18 protein-coding genes are annotated in these 19,846 nt (G+C 54.9%); 15 read left to right on the top strand and 3 right to left on the bottom strand.

From position 1 onward, the window contains the following. Window positions 1-101 precede the first annotated feature (101 nt). The 8 genes from rpmB (at window position 102) to RBH33_RS08315 (ending at window position 6,842) form a co-directional block, all read left to right on the top strand. Complete coding sequence (gene rpmB / locus RBH33_RS08350) at window positions 102-338, top strand: 50S ribosomal protein L28 (protein WP_306731701.1); 237 nt, start codon at window positions 102-104, stop codon at window positions 336-338. Window positions 339-353: 15 nt separating this feature from the next. Then, window positions 354-509 carry a 50S ribosomal protein L33 gene (gene rpmG / locus RBH33_RS08345; RefSeq protein ID WP_306731700.1) on the top strand — a complete coding sequence of 52 codons (156 nt, stop codon included), beginning with the start codon at window positions 354-356 and terminating at the stop codon, window positions 507-509. Between the two features lie 243 nt (window positions 510-752). Beyond that, window positions 753-1,346, top strand: a complete 594-nt coding sequence (locus RBH33_RS08340; protein ID WP_306731699.1) for an outer membrane beta-barrel protein — start codon at window positions 753-755, stop codon at window positions 1,344-1,346. Between the two features lie 55 nt (window positions 1,347-1,401). Continuing rightward, window positions 1,402-2,634, top strand: a complete 1,233-nt coding sequence (locus tag RBH33_RS08335; RefSeq protein WP_306731698.1) for an RNA polymerase sigma factor — start codon at window positions 1,402-1,404, stop codon at window positions 2,632-2,634. A gap of 424 nt (window positions 2,635-3,058) precedes the next feature. After that, window positions 3,059-4,390 (top strand): CmpA/NrtA family ABC transporter substrate-binding protein, encoded by a 1,332-nt coding sequence (locus tag RBH33_RS08330; RefSeq protein ID WP_306731757.1) that lies wholly within the window; start codon window positions 3,059-3,061, stop codon window positions 4,388-4,390. A gap of 42 nt (window positions 4,391-4,432) precedes the next feature. Next, window positions 4,433-5,419, top strand: a complete 987-nt coding sequence (locus tag RBH33_RS08325) for an ABC transporter permease (protein WP_306731697.1) — start codon at window positions 4,433-4,435, stop codon at window positions 5,417-5,419. 53 nt (window positions 5,420-5,472) lie between these two features. Beyond that, a complete protein-coding gene (locus RBH33_RS08320; RefSeq protein WP_306731696.1) occupies window positions 5,473-6,324 on the top strand; it encodes an ABC transporter ATP-binding protein in 852 nt (283 codons plus the stop codon). Between the two features lie 173 nt (window positions 6,325-6,497). Next, the gene (locus RBH33_RS08315) at window positions 6,498-6,842 is read left to right on the top strand and encodes a YciI family protein (protein ID WP_306731695.1); all 345 of its coding nucleotides are present in this window, start codon (window positions 6,498-6,500) and stop codon (window positions 6,840-6,842) included. Here the strand turns inward: RBH33_RS08315 and RBH33_RS08310 are convergent. Further along, window positions 6,839-7,258, bottom strand: coding sequence for a lysozyme inhibitor LprI family protein (locus RBH33_RS08310; protein WP_306731694.1), 420 nt, complete (start codon window positions 7,256-7,258; stop codon window positions 6,839-6,841). The genes RBH33_RS08315 and RBH33_RS08310 overlap by 4 nt on opposite strands. A gap of 195 nt (window positions 7,259-7,453) precedes the next feature. Here RBH33_RS08310 and RBH33_RS08305 point away from each other — a divergent pair, with 195 nt between their 5' ends. The 7 genes from RBH33_RS08305 (at window position 7,454) to recQ (ending at window position 15,869) form a co-directional block, all read left to right on the top strand. Beyond that, window positions 7,454-7,882: a YciI family protein gene (locus RBH33_RS08305; RefSeq protein ID WP_306731693.1), complete on the top strand. Its 429-nt coding sequence runs from the start codon at window positions 7,454-7,456 to the stop codon at window positions 7,880-7,882. Between the two features lie 147 nt (window positions 7,883-8,029). Beyond that, window positions 8,030-8,386, top strand: a complete 357-nt coding sequence (locus tag RBH33_RS08300; RefSeq protein ID WP_306731692.1) for a nuclear transport factor 2 family protein — start codon at window positions 8,030-8,032, stop codon at window positions 8,384-8,386. A gap of 354 nt (window positions 8,387-8,740) precedes the next feature. Further along, window positions 8,741-9,670 carry an ABC transporter ATP-binding protein gene (locus tag RBH33_RS08295; RefSeq protein WP_306731691.1) on the top strand — a complete coding sequence of 310 codons (930 nt, stop codon included), beginning with the start codon at window positions 8,741-8,743 and terminating at the stop codon, window positions 9,668-9,670. Beyond that, the gene (locus RBH33_RS08290) at window positions 9,667-10,428 is read left to right on the top strand and encodes an ABC transporter permease (RefSeq protein ID WP_306731690.1); all 762 of its coding nucleotides are present in this window, start codon (window positions 9,667-9,669) and stop codon (window positions 10,426-10,428) included. Before RBH33_RS08295 ends, RBH33_RS08290 begins: the two co-directional genes overlap by 4 nt. An 880-nt stretch (window positions 10,429-11,308) precedes the next feature. Further along, window positions 11,309-13,546: a discoidin domain-containing protein gene (locus tag RBH33_RS08285; protein ID WP_306731689.1), complete on the top strand. Its 2,238-nt coding sequence runs from the start codon at window positions 11,309-11,311 to the stop codon at window positions 13,544-13,546. Between the two features lie 178 nt (window positions 13,547-13,724). Next, the gene (locus RBH33_RS08280; protein WP_306731688.1) at window positions 13,725-13,982 is read left to right on the top strand and encodes a hypothetical protein; all 258 of its coding nucleotides are present in this window, start codon (window positions 13,725-13,727) and stop codon (window positions 13,980-13,982) included. Between the two features lie 78 nt (window positions 13,983-14,060). Continuing rightward, on the top strand, window positions 14,061-15,869 hold the full coding sequence (gene recQ, locus RBH33_RS08275) for a DNA helicase RecQ (protein WP_306731687.1): 1,809 nt from the start codon (window positions 14,061-14,063) through the stop codon (window positions 15,867-15,869). 81 nt (window positions 15,870-15,950) lie between these two features. On the opposite strand, the gene RBH33_RS08270 is transcribed toward recQ, so the two are convergent. Together RBH33_RS08270 and RBH33_RS08265 are read right to left on the bottom strand one after the other, a co-directional pair. Then, the gene (locus RBH33_RS08270; protein ID WP_306731686.1) at window positions 15,951-18,788 is read right to left on the bottom strand and encodes an Ig-like domain-containing protein; all 2,838 of its coding nucleotides are present in this window, start codon (window positions 18,786-18,788) and stop codon (window positions 15,951-15,953) included. Between the two features lie 166 nt (window positions 18,789-18,954). Continuing rightward, window positions 18,955-19,833: an SDR family oxidoreductase gene (locus RBH33_RS08265; RefSeq protein WP_306731685.1), complete on the bottom strand. Its 879-nt coding sequence runs from the start codon at window positions 19,831-19,833 to the stop codon at window positions 18,955-18,957. Window positions 19,834-19,846: the final 13 nt, after the last annotated feature.

Here is a 19,846-nt window from a genome sequence, read left to right as displayed (position 1 = left end):
AAAGAATAGGCTGCTCATACACCCCAAGTGCCGGGCTGTGGGGCCTGTTTTAAGGCTGAACCCGCAGCGCAGCGCGCTCAAATTATTGACGAGGCAAGACCATGTCCAAGGTATGTCAGGTAACCGGCAAGCGCCCGATTACCGGAAACAACGTTTCTCACGCAAAAAACCACACCAAGCGTCGTTTTTTGCCCAATCTGCACAGCCACCGCTTTTGGGTAGAAGCCGAGAAGCGCTTTGTGAAGCTGCGTGTATCCTCCAAGGGCATGCGTGTTATTGATAAGCGCGGCATCGAGTCTGTGCTGGCCGACATCCGCGCTCGCGGCGAAAAAGTTTAATTAGGAGATATTCCCATGCGCGACAAGATTCGTTTGAACTCCACCGCGGGCACCGGTCACTTTTACACGACCGACAAAAACAAGCGGAATATGCCTGAGAAAATGGAAATCAAAAAATTCGATCCCGTGGTTCGCAAGCACGTGATCTATAAAGAAGGCAAGATCAAGTAAATTGACTTGCGCCCACCGCTCCAAGGTGGGCAGCTCTCGAAAACCCGGCCCTGCCGGGTTTTTTTATGGGCGCGAATTGCCACTTGGAGCGCTTGCCGATTCGGCGGTCTGTGAGATACTGGCTGGCGTGAAAAAAACCGCTGGGCAGTGTGTCGCCACACACCGCAGCGGCTCGGTAAATAGTTTTCAGCAGCCTGTGCTTGCCGCATGACGCTTGGCTTGCCGTACGAAAGGAACCCGCTTATGAAGAAGTTTGTACCCGCTCTGTTGATGAGCGTACTCTTGGCCGCTCCGGTGTGGGCGGACTTTGAACGTGGATTTTATGCCGGTATCGGCGGCTCGGTGGTGTCAGGCGATGGCGGCACGGTGTTTGAAGATGCCAGCTTGCCCTTGTTGGAGCTCATTGGTGGCTACAAGTACCACGCGGCGCTGGGCTTTGAGTTACGTGCTGGCGTGGGCTTGAGAGACGACACTGACGCGGAGTCGGAGCGCCTAATGGCCGCTGTGGCGGAAAACCCTCAAATAGCGCAGTTTGATCGGGAGCTGAGAACCACCTCCGCCCTCTATTACCGTCCGGAATTAGTGAATGAAACCGCCAGGCTCTACGCGCTCCTGGGCTATGCCCAGATGGGTACTCGCGTAACCGTACTCAGCGGCTCGGAGCCCCAGGAAACACTCTTGGTGCGGAGCCAAACTTTCTCCGGTCCTTCCTACGGTCTTGGCGTCGGGTTTTTTATGGACGAACACCTGAGTGTCAACTTCGAATACCGTAGCCTGGTACACAGCGACGGCCATAACTTTGGAACGTTTGGGGTGAATCTGGATTATCGCTTCTGACTCCTGCTGAGCGTCTCGTTCGAGACGCTAGTTCGAGGCGCCTTCGGATACTCGTATGAACGAGCAACAAACCGCCCTGGAGAAGATATACCGGACCGAATCGCGCCGGGTTCTGGCGACGTTGATTCGTTTGTTGGGTGATTTCGAATTGGCGGAAGAGGCGCTGCACGACGCATTTACCGCTGCATTGGTTCAATGGCCCAAAGAGGGCATACCGGACAACCCACGTGCTTGGCTGGTGTCCACGGGTCGCTTTAAGGCCATCGATCATATTCGACGCCGGGCGCGTTTTGATCGTTCTCAAGACGATATAGCGCAACGGTTATACGCCGATCAGAACGAACCCTTCGAAGACGATGACCGCATTGGCGATGACCGGCTTCGATTGATCTTCACCTGCTGTCATCCCAGTTTGGCTCCGGAGGCGCAAGTCGCCTTAACCCTGCGTGAAGTGTGCGACCTCACCACCGAAGAAATTGCCAGCGCATTTCTAACGTCCACTACCACGTTGGCGCAACGCATTGTGCGTGCCAAAGCCAAGATTCGCAGTGCCCGCATTCCGTATGAAGTCCCTACACCTGTAGACTTGCCAGAGCGCCTAAATTCGGTTTTACGGGTGGTGTATTTGGTCTTCAATGAAGGCTATTCAGCCTCAGCGGGAGAGTCGGTAACACGTAAATACTTGGCTGACGAAGCCATTCGCTTGGGTCGACTATTAAGAGAGCTGATACCAGAGCCGGAGGTGCTCGGGCTGCTGGCCTTAATGCTGTTGCACGACTCGCGTCGTGCCGCCCGGGTAGATGAGGCTGGCGATCTTGTACGCTTGGATGAGCAGGACCGATCACTGTGGAATCGTGCTCAAATTGAAGAGGGCTGTGCGCTGGTACGAGAGGCGCTGAGTTCTGGCGCGGTCGGCCCCTATAGCCTCCAAGCGGCCATCGCCGCACTGCACGCGGAGCCCGCTACGCCGGAGCAGACTGACTGGGCGGAGATCGTCGGGCTTTACAACGTACTGCTGCGCATCAGTCCATCTCCGGTGGTTGAGTTAAATCGAGCCGTGGCGGTTTCCAAGGCCGGTGATGTGGAGTCAGGATTACGGCTCTTGGATGCGTTGCTTGCCCGCGGGGAGTTGGAACAATATCACTTGGCCCACGCCGCGCGCGCTGACTTTTATCGACAACTCGGTCGCAAAGCCGAAGCCCGGGTTGCCTACCAACATGCACTTACCCTAACTCGACTCGAGCCGGAAAGGCGCTTTCTTGAGCGCCGCTTGTCTGAGTTGGAATAGCAATTCTCTTGGGTAGTGAATCAAAATAGCGCAAGCAATCCCTCTGTGTGCGATGCGTTGAAGCACCGCCGACCCGTTTAATCCTGTATCAAAATGATGCGTTGAAGTGGTGCACGTATCACAAAAGTGCAAAACGAATCAAAATTTCCTCGTTCTACTAAAAAACCCCGTTTTTCTCCGCCAAAGATCGCCTTTGGCATAGAGTTTGAATAGCCCTTCTTGTGCGCACAAAAACTACACGCCCTTGGTTGTGAATCAAAGGCAGACCCAATTAACCGACCGCTACCAAATTTTGGATAGTAGCCGGTACTAACGCTCAAAAATTTTTTAGGAGCACGCTATGCGCCCTGCTACAAGAAGTTTGCGCTTGAACGGCAGTTCAGAAAACGCTGGATTGTTGAAAATCTCGTTGTCGATAATCGGCATGCTATTGACGCTTGTTGCGGTTAGCGCGAAATCATTCGCAGTGGGTCTTCCAGAAAAAGAAGATCTGCGCTTTGGTTTTATTAAACTTACCGATATGGCGCCTTTGGCAATCGCGTACGAGCGAGGTTACTTTGAAGACGAAGGCCTATTCGTAAGACTAGAGGCACAAGCTAATTGGAAAGTGCTTTTGGATCGGGTCATCGACGGTGAGTTGGACGGTGCGCATATGCTCGCGGGCCAGCCCCTGGGTGCGACCGTTGGTTTTGGTACCAAGGCGCACGTAGTGACGGCCTTTACCATGGACCTAAACGGCAATGCCTGTACCGTTTCTAACGCTGTGTGGGAGGACATGAAAGGGAGCGTTCCGCGGGAAAATGGAAAGCCCATTCATCCCATCGGTGCGGAGCATCTTCAGCCGGTTATAAACCGCTTTCAAGAGCGTGGTTCTCCATTTCGAATGGGTATGGTTTTTCCGGTATCCACGCACAACTATGAGCTGCGCTACTGGTTGGCCGCTGGTGGTATTCATCCAGGCTATTACGCACCGCAAAGCGGTGACACATCTGGCCAGATTGATGCCGATGTTTTGATTTCCGTAACCCCGCCGCCACAGATGCCCGCCACGCTGGAAGCGGGAACCATAAATGGCTACTGCGTTGGTGAGCCATGGAACCAGCAGGCGGTGTTCCGTGATATCGGCGTGCCGGTGGTGACTGACTACGATATTCGCAACAACATTGCTGAGAAAGTGTTTGGCGTCAGTAACGAATGGGCGCAGGAAAACCCCAATACCCACATCCGTGTAGTGAAGGCATTGATCCGTGCGGGTAAGTGGCTTGACGAAAATAACAACGCCAACAGGGAGGAAGCGGCACGCATCATTTCACGCTCTCACTACGTGGGTGCTGATTATGAAGTGATAGCCAACAGCATGACGGGAATTTTTGAATTCGAAAAAGGCGACGTCCGTCAGGCTCCGGACTTCAATGTATTCTTCCGCTACCACGCTACTTATCCGTTCTATTCTGACGCCGTCTGGTATCTGACCCAGATGCGACGGTGGGGGCAGATCCCCGAGGACAAACCAGATTCCTGGTACGCGGACATGGCCAAAAAAGTCTTTTTGCCGGAAGTCTATCAAGAGGCCGCTGAAGCCCTGATTAAAGACGGCAAGATGGCGCCAGAAGACTTTCCCGATTTTGAACGTGAGCAGGGGTACAGGTCTGTCGATCACACGTCTTTTATCGATGGCATTCGTTTCGATGGCCGTACACCGAACCAGTATCTCAATCAGTTTGACATTGGTCTGAAGGGCAGCCCGGATCAGTAAGGGTCGTTCATACACGGGACCAAATCCCAAGAGGATGCAGCTATGCACACAGCCATAACTAACCTGAAAAAGCTCAACCATTTCGGATGGAGTGGCGAGCAATTGCGCAACGTCCTGGTCGGGGCGCTAACACCGGTCATTGGATTGTTGATCTTTCTCATGATCTGGCATGTGGGAGCGCAAAGAATCGATACGTCGCTCGGTGCCTTTCCCGGCCCGGTTCAGGTGTGGGAGCAGGCTGCCAACCTGATGGACGAGCACCGAAGTGAACGAGCGCGGGCGACGGCCTTTTACGAACGCCAGGAGGTGCGCAATGCCGAGAGGCTGGCGCAGGATCCCAATGCCGAAGTGCGCTGGAGAGAGTTTACTGGTCGCCCGACATTTATCGATCAGGTATTCACCAGCCTGTGGACGGTACTGGTGGGCTTTGGTCTGGCCACGCTCATCGCTGTGCCTTTGGGGATTCTTATCGGTTTGAGTCAAAACCTGTATCGGGCGATTAACCCCATGATCCAGATCTTTAAACCGGTTTCTCCCTTGGCCTGGTTGCCCTTGGTGACATTGGTGGTTAGCGCCACCTATGTCACCAGCGATCCGGCGTTTTCCCGCTCGTTTGTGGTATCGGTCATTACCGTCACGCTTTGTTCACTTTGGCCGACGCTCATCAACACCGCTGTCGGGGTGACGGGCGTTAGCAAAGATTTGCAGAATGTCAGCAGGGTGTTGAGATTGGGCTGGTTCAGGCACGTGAAAACCATCGTGCTGCCATCCGCGATCCCGATGATTTTTACCGGTTTACGGTTGTCACTGGGCATCGCCTGGATGGTGCTCATCGCCGCCGAAATGCTCGCTCAAAATCCTGGTTTGGGTAAATTTGTCTGGGATGAGTTCCAGAACGGTTCCTCCAATTCGTTGGGCCGGATCTGTGTGGCGGTTTTAGTGATTGGTTTCGTCGGGTTTTTGCTGGACCGACTCATGCTGCTGATTCAAGGGTGGATAAACTGGGACAAGAGTGCGGTGGTTCGTTGATCCATCACCATCTTAGCAATAAGCCTGCACGATGTTGGGCTCTGGAGAAAAGTATGAACAAGGTACATCTTGAACTTTCTGGTGTCGGAATGGAGTTTCCCACTCCGAAGGGACCATTTTCTGCACTGGACGGCGTGAATTTGAAAATTGCCAAAGGCGAATTTGTGTCGCTGATCGGTCATTCCGGTTGTGGCAAATCCACCGTACTAAACATTGTCGCGGGCCTTTATCAGGCCACCACGGGCGGTGTGGTGCTTAATGGCCGCGAAGTGAACGCGCCGGGCCCGGAAAGATCGGTAGTGTTTCAGAACCATTCACTGCTGCCATGGCTTAGTGCCTTTCAAAACGTGGAGCTGGCCGTCAGGCAGGTATTCGGAGGAAAGAAAAGCCGTGCCGAGATGCGCGAATGGATTGAGCATAATCTGTCCCTGGTGCAGATGACTCACGCCTTGCACAAGAAACCGGATGAGCTCTCGGGTGGCATGAAACAGAGAGTGGGCATCGCCCGGGCTTTGGCCATGCAACCCGAAGTGTTACTGATGGATGAACCCTTCGGCGCACTCGACGCACTGACCAGGGCACACTTGCAGGACTCTCTCATGGACATCCAGTCCACGCTCGGCAATACCGTAATCATGATCACCCATGATGTGGACGAAGCGGTGCTACTGTCTGACCGTATCGTAATGATGACCAACGGCCCGGCGGCAACCATTGGCGAAATCCTGCCGGTACACCTGGAGCGGCCAAGAGACCGGTTGGAGCTGGTTAACAGTCAGCATTACAACGAGTGCCGGAGTGCGGTATTGCGCTTCTTGTATGAGAAACAGAAAAAGGTTGAGCCGATAAGTGCACGAAACAATGGGCGAAAATCTTGGATGAAGAAGCTGCGCTTGGCCGGGTAAGGCGGTGTGACAGTGCCAGGCGCGCGGGAGCTCTGTCCTGCGGGTTTATAGAAAATGAGGCGGTCTTACGATATAAGTGGGCCTAGGTGTCGAATTGGTATAGTTCCAAACGACCAAAAGGTGTGACGTGCAGACATACGCACTTTTTTTAAGCCACTTTACGGAGATCGCCCATGAAATATCTATGCTTGGTGTACAGCGACGAAAATGACCTGCACAGCCTGCCCGACAGCCCCGAGGACAGCGAGTGCTTTTCCTATGCTCAGACTCTTGAGAAAAGCGGCCATCTGCTGGCCGGCCAGGCCTTGGCACCGGTAGCCACCGCTACCACGGTGCGCGTCCGTAAGGGTCAATTGTCCATTACCGACGGACCTTTCGCTGAAACCAAGGAGCAATTGGCCGGCTTCTACATGATTGAAGCGACCGATCTGGATGAGGCCATTCGCATCGCCGCCGGGATTCCTCCCGCACGGGTGGGCAGTATCGAAGTGCGGCCTATACGGGAGCTGGACGTCTAATCCAATGCAGCGACGTCGGGTTCGGGCAGAATGGGCGGGGTTGAATCCATGTACGTTAAATAGGCGCGCCAGAGTTCGTGGGTGCGCACTTGGGTCAGCTCAAGCTGGCACTGGCCGTACATAACTCCCCGAATGGTCCCCTGAATCCACATCTCATAGATTGCGCCGCAATGAGCGGCGCGGTATTCCAACCAACGTTCTTGGGACTCTTCAATCCGAGCCCCGACCTCCGTTTCACCCTCATGCCGATCAAGGCTGGCCTGCAGGTATTTGGCCAGCGTCGCTTCCGCCCGCTCAACTTCTCGATTTTTGCACACGTTGACCTCAATGGTTGTGATGGGATCCTTGCAATCCACGTCCGAGGCCAACGTTGATACGGAAGGAATCACTGCCAGAGCTAAAAAGATGGGACGCATACACCTTGTCTCTCAGTTTGAAAACGACGTCTTACTCGGTGTTTCTGCACCGAACTATACCTGTCGGGGTTGAGCTTGTGCCACCGCTACGGAGGCACACCGAAATTTCTACACTTTTTTACGAAATCTCTGTCGATTCAAGAGGGCAGCTTTCGACTAAGGGGTGAACAGACACTTTTCTAAGGAGCTCAGCGTATGAAATGTATGGTCTTTATGAAAGCGAACGCCGATAGCGAAGCCGGCGTCTTGCCCGGCGAGCAGGTGTTGTCCGCCATGGGCGATTTTAATGAGCAGCTAAATCAGGCTGGCATCTTGCTGAGCGGCGAGGGTTTGAAACCCAGCTCGGAAGGCGTGCGATTGGCGTTTTCCGGTGATGGCCGGGTACTTACCAGCGACGGCCCCTTCGCCGAAACCAAAGAGATCGTTGCCGGTTACTGGCTCTGGGAGGTCCCTAACATGGATGCCGCCGTGGAATGGGCCAGTCGTATTCCCAACCCGGAAGGGGACAGCTTTGAAGTGGAGATACGCCCCTTGTATACCGCGGAAGATTTTGGGGAAACCTTTACCCAAGAATTGCGTGATCAGGAGGAACGACTGCGCCAGAAACTAACGGACCGGCATTAATTACGCTATAACGAAGGAGAATCGACATGCACATCAATGCATATCTGAATTTTGATGGCCACGGCGAAGAGGCCCTGAACTTACACGCCGACCTGTTCGCTAAGCCGTCTGAGCCCGGGTGCCTCAATAACTGACTGGAGAGTTCAAATGACTGAATTGCAAAATGTATTAACACAGTTTAACCAAGCCTTCGCCAACAACGATGTTGCCTACTTAAAGGAGCATGTGACGGATGATATCGAGTGGACCATCGTCGGAGATCAGGATATTCGAGGTAAAGCGGCATTTGTGGAAGCCCTTGAAGCCATGGCGGGGGCGGAGCCCGCCAAGCTGAACATTGAACACGTCATCACCCACGGCAAGGAGGCATCGGTGAACGGTACGATCAGCATGAACACCGATGAGGGAGAGCAAACCTTTGCGTTTTGTGATGTTTATAAGCTCAATGGCCACAAAGATCCCAAAGTGAGCGCCATGACGTCCTATGTTCTGCGTGTGAACTGATGTCGGTCTGATTCCACCTGAGTCAGCCTCGTGCCGCTGAACTGCGGCGCGGGGCTTGCTTTGAGTTCACGACATTGGCTTGAGCCAGCCCCCGCCGGTGTATTAAAAACAGCTGACTGGTTGTTGACTTAAACCTAGCTTTAGGTTTTATCCTGCCGCACCGATTGTGCAATCCTGGCGCTCACACTGAATCTACGCCCGTCGCCACTCAGACCGAAACGGCCGATAGTGCTTGAGCGATACCACCCCAGTGTTAACATGCGGGCCGGGTTGGGGGACATTCAAGTGTGGGTGCCCTTGGCAGAGCGCCAATAACGTGAAATTCTTCTCTTTTTCGTGACGAAAGGAAACGCTGTGCAAGCCATTATTTCAATTCAAAATCTGCGCAAAACCTATGCTTCCGGCTTTGATGCGCTTAAGGGTATCAACTTGGACATCCAGCAGGGTGAAATTTTTGCCTTGCTCGGACCCAATGGGGCAGGCAAGACGACGCTGATCAACATCATTTGTGGAATAGTCAACGCCACCCAGGGCCAGGTATTCGCCGATGGCCATGACATTGTGCGCGACTACCGCGCCGCGCGAAAGAAAATCGGCTTGGTGCCCCAGGAGTTGGCCGTCAATATCTTTGAAACCGTTTGGGATACGGTGAAGTTCAGCCGGGGTTTGTTCGGCAAACCGCCTAATGCGCAGTATTTGGAAAAACTATTGCGTGACTTATCTCTCTGGGACAAAAAAAAAACCAAGATCATGGCGCTGTCCGGCGGCATGAAGCGCCGCGTACTGATCGCCAAAGCACTGGCTTACGAGCCGCGCATTCTGTTTTTGGATGAACCCACGGCTGGTGTGGATGTAGAGCTGCGCCGGGATATGTGGGAAATGATTCGCGCTCTACGCGATAGCGGGGTCACGGTCATTCTCACCACCCACTACATCGAAGAAGCCGAGGATATGGCAGACCGCATCGGCGTCATTCACCGGGGCGAACTTATTTTGGTGGAGGAAAAAGTTGAGCTCATGCGCAAGCTGGGCAAAAAACAGCTAACGCTGTACTTGCGTGAACCGCTGGATAAGTTGCCGGCAGCACTCAATGAAGGTGACGCACTGGAATTAAGCAGTGACGGCAGCCAGCTGGTGTACACCTACGATACTCAGGGCGATCAAGTGGAGGTGGCCAGCTTGCTGAACCGCCTGGCGGCGCAGGGAATCGACTTTCGTGACCTGCACACTAAACAGAGCTCTCTGGAGGAAATTTTCGTCAGCCTGGTTGAGGATAAGGAATGAATTTTTACGCGATAAAAGCCATTTACCTGTTCGAGCTGGCGCGGACTTGGCGTACTCTGATGCAAAGTATCGCCTCTCCGGTATTAACCACTTCGTTGTATTTTGTCGTGTTCGGGGCCGCCATTGGCTCGCGCATGGTGGAAATCGACGGTATTAGCTACGGCGCTTATATTGTGCCGGGGTTAATTATGCTGACCGTGCTCAATGAGAGTACATCCAATGCGTCGTTCGGCATCTATATGCCCAAGTTCACGGGAACTCTCTATGAAATCCTGTCCGCTCCCATTTCAATGGTGGAGGTAGTGATGGGCTACGTGGGCGCGGCGGCTACCAAGTCTATCATTCTCGGGGTCATTATCTTGCTGACCGCTCGACTGTTTGTGGATTATTCCATCGCGCATCCGATCTGGATGCTGGGCTTTCTGGTTTTGACCGCGGTCAGTTTCAGCTTGTTCGGTTTTATCATCGGTGTCCTCGCCGATGGCTTTGAACAACTGCAGATTGTTCCCATGATGATAATTACCCCCTTGGCGTTTTTGGGAGGTAGCTTCTACTCCATCAGCATGTTGCCCCCGGTTTGGCAAACTATCACCTTGTTTAATCCGGTGGTCTACCTCATTAGCGGTTTCCGTTGGAGTATGTATGGTGTCTCGGATGTAGGCGTGGGCGTAAGTCTGGCCATGATTGTGGTATTCATGGTGGTTTGCCTGCTGGCTGTGTGGTTTATCTTCCGAACGGGTTACCGGCTCAAGACGTAGCGGGTCCCGACAGGGTCGGAGCTTTCGAATTTCGGCCCTTAGTCTGGCAATCACAAAGTTGAATTGAGCGCCATTTTTCGAATGGCGTCCAATTATTTTTCTTGGAAAAATATGCCTTATATAAATAATGGATCTATCTGAATGTGCTATTTGTGCACAATGTCTCACCGGTTCATAAGAAATATCACATTAATCCGAAATCGATATTTCGGAAACTGAAAAAAGCTGTGCTTTTTAGGCTTAAACCGAATAAAAAATCACGCGCCTAAAAGAAGTTTTATCTGTCAAGGGTCTCTGATGATTTCGCTTCCTTTCATGGATTCAACGCAAAGCGATTGCCCGAGCACGTTCGGTGTGAGTGACAGGTCACATTGGCCCAAGTTTTCTTTCAATTCTGTGCGCTCTGTTGGTTGAGTTCATGCTCTCTTTCTGCCCTCCCGTGCTTCGTTTTCTCTTCACGTAGCCAGAACGTTTTTTGTCAACGGTTCTGTTTTCTGAGAAGAGCTGAAGTTCGCAGTTGCGTTCAGTTGACAGCAAATCGCGCCGCTATACTCTTACTGCAAACGAAAGTTCCATGGCGACCAGCCGGGCTCAATATGCGCTGGCACCACGGGCTCTTCGTCAGTGCTATTTAACGGTCGGATGGAATCCCTTTTATGAATAGCTTAGTGAACAAGACGCTATTTAATTTTGTTACCGCCGCTAATTTCTGGTGGCCCGTAACGGTCGGAGGGGTTGTGCCCATCGCGCCGTAATGGAGCCACATGTCTTCAGGAGTTAGCGAGCAATCGATAATTTCTGGGGAATAAGAATGAAGTCTGTCGACACTCGCGGGAGGGGATTTTTCCCTGCACTTGTATTTTTTCTATCACTAACCCTCATGGCTGTTTCCAGCCACGCCTCAACCAATCTCGCTCTAGGCAAAGAAGCCACCAGTTCGTCCAGAGAGACAGCCAGCATGGATGCCGCTAATGCCGTGGATGGCAATATGGCCAGTCGTTGGTCAAGCTCACGGCAGGACAACAACTGGATTGCCATCGACTTGGGCGAGGTGTACACCCTGAGTGGCGTTAGCCTGCACTGGGAAGCGGCCTTTGCGCGTCAATATCAAATACAAGTCTCCAATGATGGCCAGGATTGGACCACCGTACGCACGGTGACGAACGGTAGTGGCGGCCTGGAGTCTTTCAGCCTCGACGCGACAGCGCGCCATATTCGAATGAACGGCATAGAGCGGGCCACTCAGTGGGGTTACTCGCTGTGGGAGTTTGAAGTTCGCGGTACGCCCCTACTCAGTAGCACAGACAATATTGCCTTGGGAAAACCGGCCACGGGATCCACCTCGCAAGGTGCTCATGTGGCCGCTAATGCCTTTGACGGTGACCTTTCCACTCGTTGGAGCAGTTCATACGCGGACAACAACTGGGTTGCAGTCGATCTGGGGGATTCCTATCACGTCAGTGAAGTAACGCTACATTGGGAAGCGGCGTATGGGCGGGATTATCAAATCCAAATTTCTGACGATGGCAACAGCTGGACGACACTCCGTACCGTAACCAACGGCAATGGTGGCGTTGATGCACACAATGTAAACGGTACCGGGCGCTACGTTCGCATGAACGGTCAGGTACGCGGTACCCGCTGGGGATACTCGCTGTGGGCATTTGAAGTGCAGGGCAGCCCGGCAATTGTGAATAGCGAAGATATTGCTTTGGGTAAAGCCGTTACCGCGTCAAGTCGCGAACAAGCAAGCAGAAGCGAAGCCCTTGTGACCGACGGTGATCTATCCACCCGTTGGGCCAGCGAACGCACTGACGAGCAGTGGATTGCCATTGATCTTGGTGGTCTCTATAACCTAAACGGTGTCACCCTCCACTGGGAGGCAGCGTACGGCGAGGCATACGATATTCAGGTTTCTACCGATGGACGTACGTGGAGTACCTTGCACAGTGAAGTGAATGGAACCGGTGGCGTGGATGAGATCAGTCTCAAGGGGGCTGGCCGCTATGTGCGCATGAATGGCCATAAGCGTGGTACTGCTTGGGGTTATTCGTTGTGGGCGTTTGAAGTATACGGCGAGCCGTTTGAGCCGGCGATGGTCAACCTTGCTCAGGAAAAAACTGTTCGAGCCTCTTCTACCGAATCTCAGCAATTACATGCTCGCCATGCAGTGGATGGTGACACGAGCACGCGTTGGGCCAGCGGACGAAGCGACAACCAATGGCTGGACGTAGACTTGGGTGCGGTTTACAACCTCACGGGCGTGCGCCTGAACTGGGAAGCCGCATTCGGCAAAAGCTTCCAGGTTCGTGTATCCAACGATGGGGTAAACTGGAGCACAGTGCACACGACAGTCAATGGCACCGGTGGTATCAACAACATCGGTCTGAACGCTAGCGCGCGGCACGTAAGAATGCAGGGCCTCGAGCGCGGCACTCAGTGGGGCTACTCTCTGTGGCAAATGGAAGTGTTCGGTTACGATCCCCTGAATCCGGATAACTACGACAGCGGTTCTAACCCGAACGACGGTGCACCGTCGGACCCGACTACTCCGTCGGACCCTTCACAAGATGGTGATGTAACTGCACCAACGGTGCCGGGCAGTTTCCGTTCCAGCAACATTGTTGATAACTCAATATCGTTGCGCTGGAATGCGTCATCGGATGATGTTGGCGTCACGGGTTACGCTATCTACCGCGACGGTCGGCACCTGACGACTGTGTCCGGAACCACACTGACCTTTACGGATTCCGGATTGCGTGCGGGCACCACCTACAGCTATGCGATAAGAGCGCGCGACGCGGCGGCTAACTGGTCTCCTTTTACCAGCACCTTGGTATTGACCACCACGTCTCCCACGGTTGAAGCGCCACGTTTCACGCTGGAATGGACGCCGCCGAGCGCTCGGGAAAACGGCACGTACATGGAGTTGGGTGAGATTGGTGGTTACGAAATCCGTTATCGTCTAGTCAACGCAACCAGCTACAAAACAATCAAAGTTGGGCCCAAGGCAACGAGTCATACCTTTGCTGACTTGTCAGGGGATTACCAATTTGAAATTGCCGCCTATGATACCGATGGTCTCTACAGCAAGTTTGTGACTATTCGAACCAAATAGCGGTACGTTTTCCACCAGTTAAAGGGCAGCATTAGCTGCCCTTTTTTTTGGCACAGTGAAAAGCTCTGAGTATTCCAATGTCCTGGTGGACCTGTCGCCAAACGCTACGCGAAACAGTTTGAATTCCTGATACCATGGCCGAGTCCAAGAAGGTCACAGTAGCTAAGTGGAGACAGAAATGGCCAAGTCCCAGTCGCCAGGGTTCCGGTCCAAACCGCAGGCACAGAACCCGACGGCCGAACGTGAAAATGACTCCGAACAGCGCTCGGGTGAAGAGCCAGAGGCCACCCCCGCTTGGTGGCGCGCATTAATATTGACCCACGAAGAAGCCGAGGCAGGTGGCCCTGCAGGCGCGTCCGCCTGTGGCGAAGAGGATCCTGGGTCCGGTTTGGAGTTTTTGGTAAGTCGGGAGGACAGAAGGAAAAAAGTCCGCTAGCGCAACCCGTAGCGTATCGTGTTTGCAAAGCGCGTTGCCGTTGTGGCGCCGCGCTCACCGTCCCCGTATACTGCCCCGATGCAGACCCCCCTGGACACCCTTCAACACATTTTCGGTTATCCAAGCTTCCGCGGTGAGCAGGAAGCGATCATTGATACCTTGGTTTCGGGCGAAGATGCTTTGGTGCTGATGCCCACTGGCGGCGGGAAGTCCCTTTGCTACCAAATTCCTTCCCTGGTGCGACCTGGCGTAGGTGTGGTGATATCGCCGCTCATCGCTCTGATGCAGGACCAGGTCAATGCCCTCAATGAGCTGGGCGTGCGCGCCGGTTTTCTCAACTCCACCCTATCCATGGAGCAGGTTCGGGAGACTGAGCAGGCACTGCTAAACAACGAGTTGGATCTTCTTTACGTGGCGCCGGAACGGTTGCTTCAGTCGCGCACGCTGGATTTGCTCGACTCGGCGCCTCTGGCACTTTTTGCCATTGACGAAGCCCATTGTGTGGCTCAATGGGGCCACGACTTTCGCGCTGACTATTTACGCCTGGACGTGCTCCATCAACGCTTTCCCCAGGTGCCGCGTATTGCACTCACCGCTACCGCTGACGTGCGTACCCGCGAGGAAATTGTCACCCGTCTGGCGCTGGATGAGGCGCGCCAGTTCGTAGCCGGCTTCGACCGGCCCAACATCCAGTACCGCATCCAACAAAAAGATAATCCGCGCCGACAACTGCTGCAATTTTTACGCGCGGAACATCCCAACCAAGCCGGTATCGTTTATTGCTTGTCGCGTAAAAAGGTGGAGCAAACCGCCGAGTGGTTGTGCCGTGAGGGTTTCAATGCCCTGCCCTATCACGCCGGTTTGCCCGCGCCTTTGCGGGCGACCCATCAAAGCCGCTTCCTGCGTGAAGAAGCCGTGATTATGGTGGCCACCATCGCCTTCGGTATGGGCATCGATAAACCCGATGTGCGTTTTGTCGCCCATTTGGATCTGCCCAAAAGTATCGAAGCCTATTATCAGGAAACCGGCCGTGCCGGGCGCGATGGCGAACCGGCCACAGCCCTGCTGCTGTACGGACTTGAAGACGTCGTCAAATTGCGTCAGATGATGAGCAGCTCTGACGGTGCCGAGTCGTTCAAACGGCACGAGCAGCAGCGCCTCACCGCCATGTTGGGGCTGTGTGAAGTGACCAGCTGCCGGCGACAAGTATTACTGCGTTATTTCGCTGATACTTTGGAGGAACCCTGCGGCAATTGCGATACCTGCTTGTCGCCGCCGGAAACCTGGGACGCCAGCGAGCCGGTGCGCAAAGCCCTGTCCTGCGTTTACCGTACCGGCCAGCGCTTTGGTGCCAATCATCTAATTGATGTATTGCGCGGCAGCAGCGCCGAAAAAATTCTATCCCTGGGCCACGACCGCCTGTCCACCTACGGCATAGGTCGCGATCTGAGCGCGGAAGAATGGCGTTCTATCATGCGCCAATTGGTGGCCGCTGGGTATTTGGACGTGGATCCGGAAGGTTTTGGCGGCTTGCGCCTGACCGAGCAGTGTCGCCCGGTGTTGCGTGGTGATCAACCTGTGTTTCTGCGCCGGGACATAAAAGTCCCCACCGCTCGGCCGGCGGCGCGTCGGGCCGTGGAAGAGATTCCGGAGGCGGATATGGGGCTGTGGCAGGCACTTCGAGCCTGCCGCAAACGCTTGGCGGACGAACACGGCGTTCCGCCCTACGTCATATTCCACGACGCGACCCTGCGCGCCATGCTGGAACAAAAACCCTTGGAGCCGCGGCAAATGCTCGCCATCAGCGGTGTGGGTGACAGTAAGTTGGAGCGTTTTGGCGCCGATTTTCTAGATGTGATTCGGGAGTTCGAGTACACTCATAGCTGAGCCAGTGCGCCCAGCTCCGCTGTTGACTCACAGTGCAGTTTTTCCGCCATTCGGCGCCCGCTTCCCTGCCGGCGCTTAAACTCAGTAAACCGTCACATCCACGCGCGCACGGCTAAAGTTTCCCTGATCATCCGTGACCCAATAGTGGAAATAGTCCTCGCCGGTAAAATCGAAATAGGGACGGTAGCGGATGGTTTCGCCATCGTGAAACACTTCCCCATAGGGTGGCGCGAGCACCGCGCTGATACGCAGAGGGCTGCCTTCCGGGTCGCTGTCGTTATCCAGCACCGCTATAGTGACTTCGGTATTGGCCGGGGTCGTGACGCTGTTATCTTGTGCGACCGGTGGCGCCTTATCCAAATCAATAAGACCAAGGTATTTGGCATCGCGCCAGGCGTGGTATTGGTTTTCGAGTCGATCCTGCACCTCCGGGCCCAGGTAGGTTTTCAGGCTCCGCAGGTGAACGTCGCCGGTTGCCCGCTCACTGAAGTACTGTTTAACGATGGTATAGGCTTCTCCTGACTCGGTCAGGTAGTAACCGTTTTGGCTCACCAGGGCGACCATATCGCGGCCGCGCACACGCAGGCGGTCGCTACCCGCCGGCAATGGTGATTCGCCAATGCTGTCGGTTCTTGTGCCCTCAAGAACGAGGTCGTCGTGGCCGCCGGAGCTCAAGTATTCGAATTCGAATTCCGTCTCCGAATCGGTTTGCCTAAGCTCGATTTCAAAACGACTCTCGACCAGCTCGCTGGTGGCGATAAATAAATCGCTGTCATCGCTGTGTTCATAGGGGGTTTCCACCGCAATCATTTCCCCGCCAATGATCACGAACTGATCGGCGCCCTCCAAGCTGGCGCTGGTATGCTCCTTGCCCAGGCTTACACCCACCGAAAAATCTTCAATTCGCGCATCGCGCACGACCATATTGGTGGTGTTGTTGCCAAAACTAATGCCGGCAAGCGGTCGGCGGAAAGGCTCAGGCGTGTTGCCGATCACATCGAAGTTGTTCAGAAGATAGTGGGCCGTGTATTCAATGAAAGCGCCGGTCCTGACCTCCCAAGCGGTAAAATCACTCATCACCGTGGATACGTCGTGGCCCTGGTTGGGGCCGGCCTTGACCACAAATACGCCCACTGTGCTGGCAAAAGCTTCATTGCCGTGAAAGTGCCGGATGGGAATATTGTCCGCGTGAGTGTCGCGACTCAGTCCTAAGGCTTCCGGAAACATAAACAGCTCCGGTGCGACTCGAATCATGGTGCCGCTTTTGTCCCGGTGAAAATAAGTAAAGCCCCGGTTGACGCTGGCGGCAATGTTCTCAACGCTGGCCACCATTCGGCCCTGGAACCAGAAGCCATCGCCACTGCGCGCTATGTCGAAGGTGTAAATGTCGTTGTTGTTTTTTGGATTGAAGCTGCCGCTGATACCCTCGGCCTTGATGGCCAGATTGCGCGTCCAGGCGCCGGTTTCGTTGCCGGTCTCCGCCACAAAACCGGCGCCAAAAGTGTTGTAGCTAACGTTCTGATGCAGCATCGCGTGACTGTCGTGGTGTACATACCCCCAACCCGGCGAACCGAATACGGCGTTGCCGATGGCCATGGCCGGGTTGAGTTGATCGCTGGTTCCGGTGCGGTGAAAGTGAAAACTGTAGCGGCCGCGCACGTTGCTGTCGGCATGAGCCGTGTCCAGGTCAGTTGCTTCCATGTTGGTTTGCGACTTGTCGGTGCGCCCCAATTCAAAAAATTCCGCATAGCGCACATCAACGCTTTGGCTGTGCATAAACATCACATGGCCTCGGCGGTGGTTGGGCAAGTCCTCGGCATTTTCGGTACGAATCGCCACGTTGCGGCTGAAGTTGCCGACGCTGATTTTCAAATCCGCGCGTGGGCTCAGGTGGTCGTAAATCAGCGGGCTGTCCAAGGTGACTTGATCGCCCTCGACGGCGGTAATGGTGCGGACCTCGTCCTGAGTGCCGTGATAGCGAACGGCGCCGATGTCGTTATCCCACTTCCAGCCGGAAAAACGGCTGCCGGGAATCACCAGCGTGTCGCCCACTTGCCAGTTATGGGTGCTGGAGTTGAGGTGAAGGGTTGTGTCGCCAGCCACTGGGTCCGTGGCGACTTTGAGGTGCGGCGTTTTGACAGCCCCGTGAATATTGGTGGTGCCGTGCAGGATCAAACCGCGGCTGAGTAGCAAAGGGTCCCAGTCCACATCAATGTCACCATTGTCGGCAATCACAATGTCCACCTGAGCGGAGGCGCTAATGGGACTATCCACGGTGCCAATGTTCAGTGTCCCGCGTGGATCCAGCACTAGCGTGTCGACAATCATGCGGCTTGACTCGTCATTGGCAAACGTCAGTTCGCCGTCGATGCGCAGGGTATGCAGGCGACTATCGTCCCACTGGTTGTACTGCACCTGTCGGTCACTGGGAATCACCACACGGGCGCCATCACCCGGCACCGACTGGTTGTGCCAAACGTCGGGATTGCACCAGTAGCCATCCGCTATGGCGGCGTGGGTCATGTTGTCGTAGTCCACCAGGGCTAAAAACGCCGCGTGCTCCGCCTCCATGGAGGAGTGGTGGTGATGAGCCCCGGTATTGCTCAAGCTGGGCATGTCGACTACGGTGCCGTCACCTGTCGGGGTGCAGACGTCAGTGGGGTCGGTGGGGGTATCGTCGGTGTCGTCTTCAGCGACGGGGTCGTCGCTCTGTTCAGGCGTATCGGGTTCACTTGGCGCCTCGGACTCAGGCGGTTCCGCGTCGTTTGAGTTGTCGTCTGTCTCGGTGGACTCAGTCTCCTGCACCGGTGCGTCCCCCGATGTTTGCTCTCGGAGCGGGTCCGCATTACCTGTGCCACCACCGCAGCCAACCAGCGCCAGCGATGCCCATAAAAGTGGTAACGCGAGTGTCCTGTACATGCCCGTATTCCTCAGTGTTTTCAGCCATGGTAGCGTTGCCAACGGCCAGAAGAAAAAGGAATTAGCCGGCACTGTGATGGAATTCGCGTCTTGGCGCTATTTTTCACTGGTTGGCTCGCGGTCCAGACGAATCTGTTGAATCTCAGGGCCAGTGGACCGCGCCGCGCTACTTCTCGACGGGGAGGGTTTGCTCAGGGTCCTGGATACCCAGTAACGCGCTATAGCCGGCTTTGTAGGTGGGGTAGCGAAACACATAACCCGTGGCCCGCAGCCGGCGGTTGTCGCAACGCTTGTGGCCTGACGGGTTCTGCTCAGCCGCAAAGCGGGCGTTATGGATGTGCAGATGCATTGCCAGCCAGTTGACCACTTCCGCCATGGGTGCGGGTTCGTTGTCGTTGGCCAGGTACAGTTTGTCGATTGGCTCGCCTTTTCGGTGGCGCTCAATAAGGTGAGCAATCACACCAGCGGCGTCGTCTGCGTGAATGCGGTTGGTGTAGCGGCTGCTCAGAGACGCCCGGCCCTGGCGGACTTGCTCAATAAGCCGATCCCGTCCCGGGCCATAAATGCCGCTAAGGCGCACTATGCAGTGCTCGAATCCGCTGTTGATGATTACCTGCTCCGCTTCCAGCAAGCGCCGGGCACTGACGCGCGTTGGCTCGGTGGCCGAGTTTTCATCGACCCATTCGCCGGATTGTTGCCCATAAACGCTGGTGCTGGATACGTACACCAGTAGCCGTGGGGGCCGTCCCTGACGGTGTAAGGCTTCAACCAAGTTCGTGCAACCCTGCACATAGGCGCGACGATAGCCCTCATCGGAGCGTTCAGCCGGGGTAAGGGTCACGACAACCACATCGAAGCCCTCCTGAACTACGGCCTCTAGTGCCGCCCGGTCGCCGGTATCGGCCGCAAGATAGCGGAGCTCGGGGTCATCCCCCGGTGGTTGGCGCCGCACACCCGTCACTTGGTAGGGCGCTGCTTTTAATTGGTCCGCCAGCCGACGCCCAATATCACCACAGCCGACAATTAATAGTTTTTCGCTATTCACCTTTGCGTAAGTT

The sequence above is a fragment of the Marinimicrobium hydrolyticum genome, from assembly GCF_030848505.1.
GTDB lineage: Bacteria > Pseudomonadota > Gammaproteobacteria > Pseudomonadales > Cellvibrionaceae > JAVDDU01.
The sequence above is the reverse complement of the archived record's forward strand: the minus strand, read 5'-3'. Positions and strand labels throughout refer to the sequence as shown.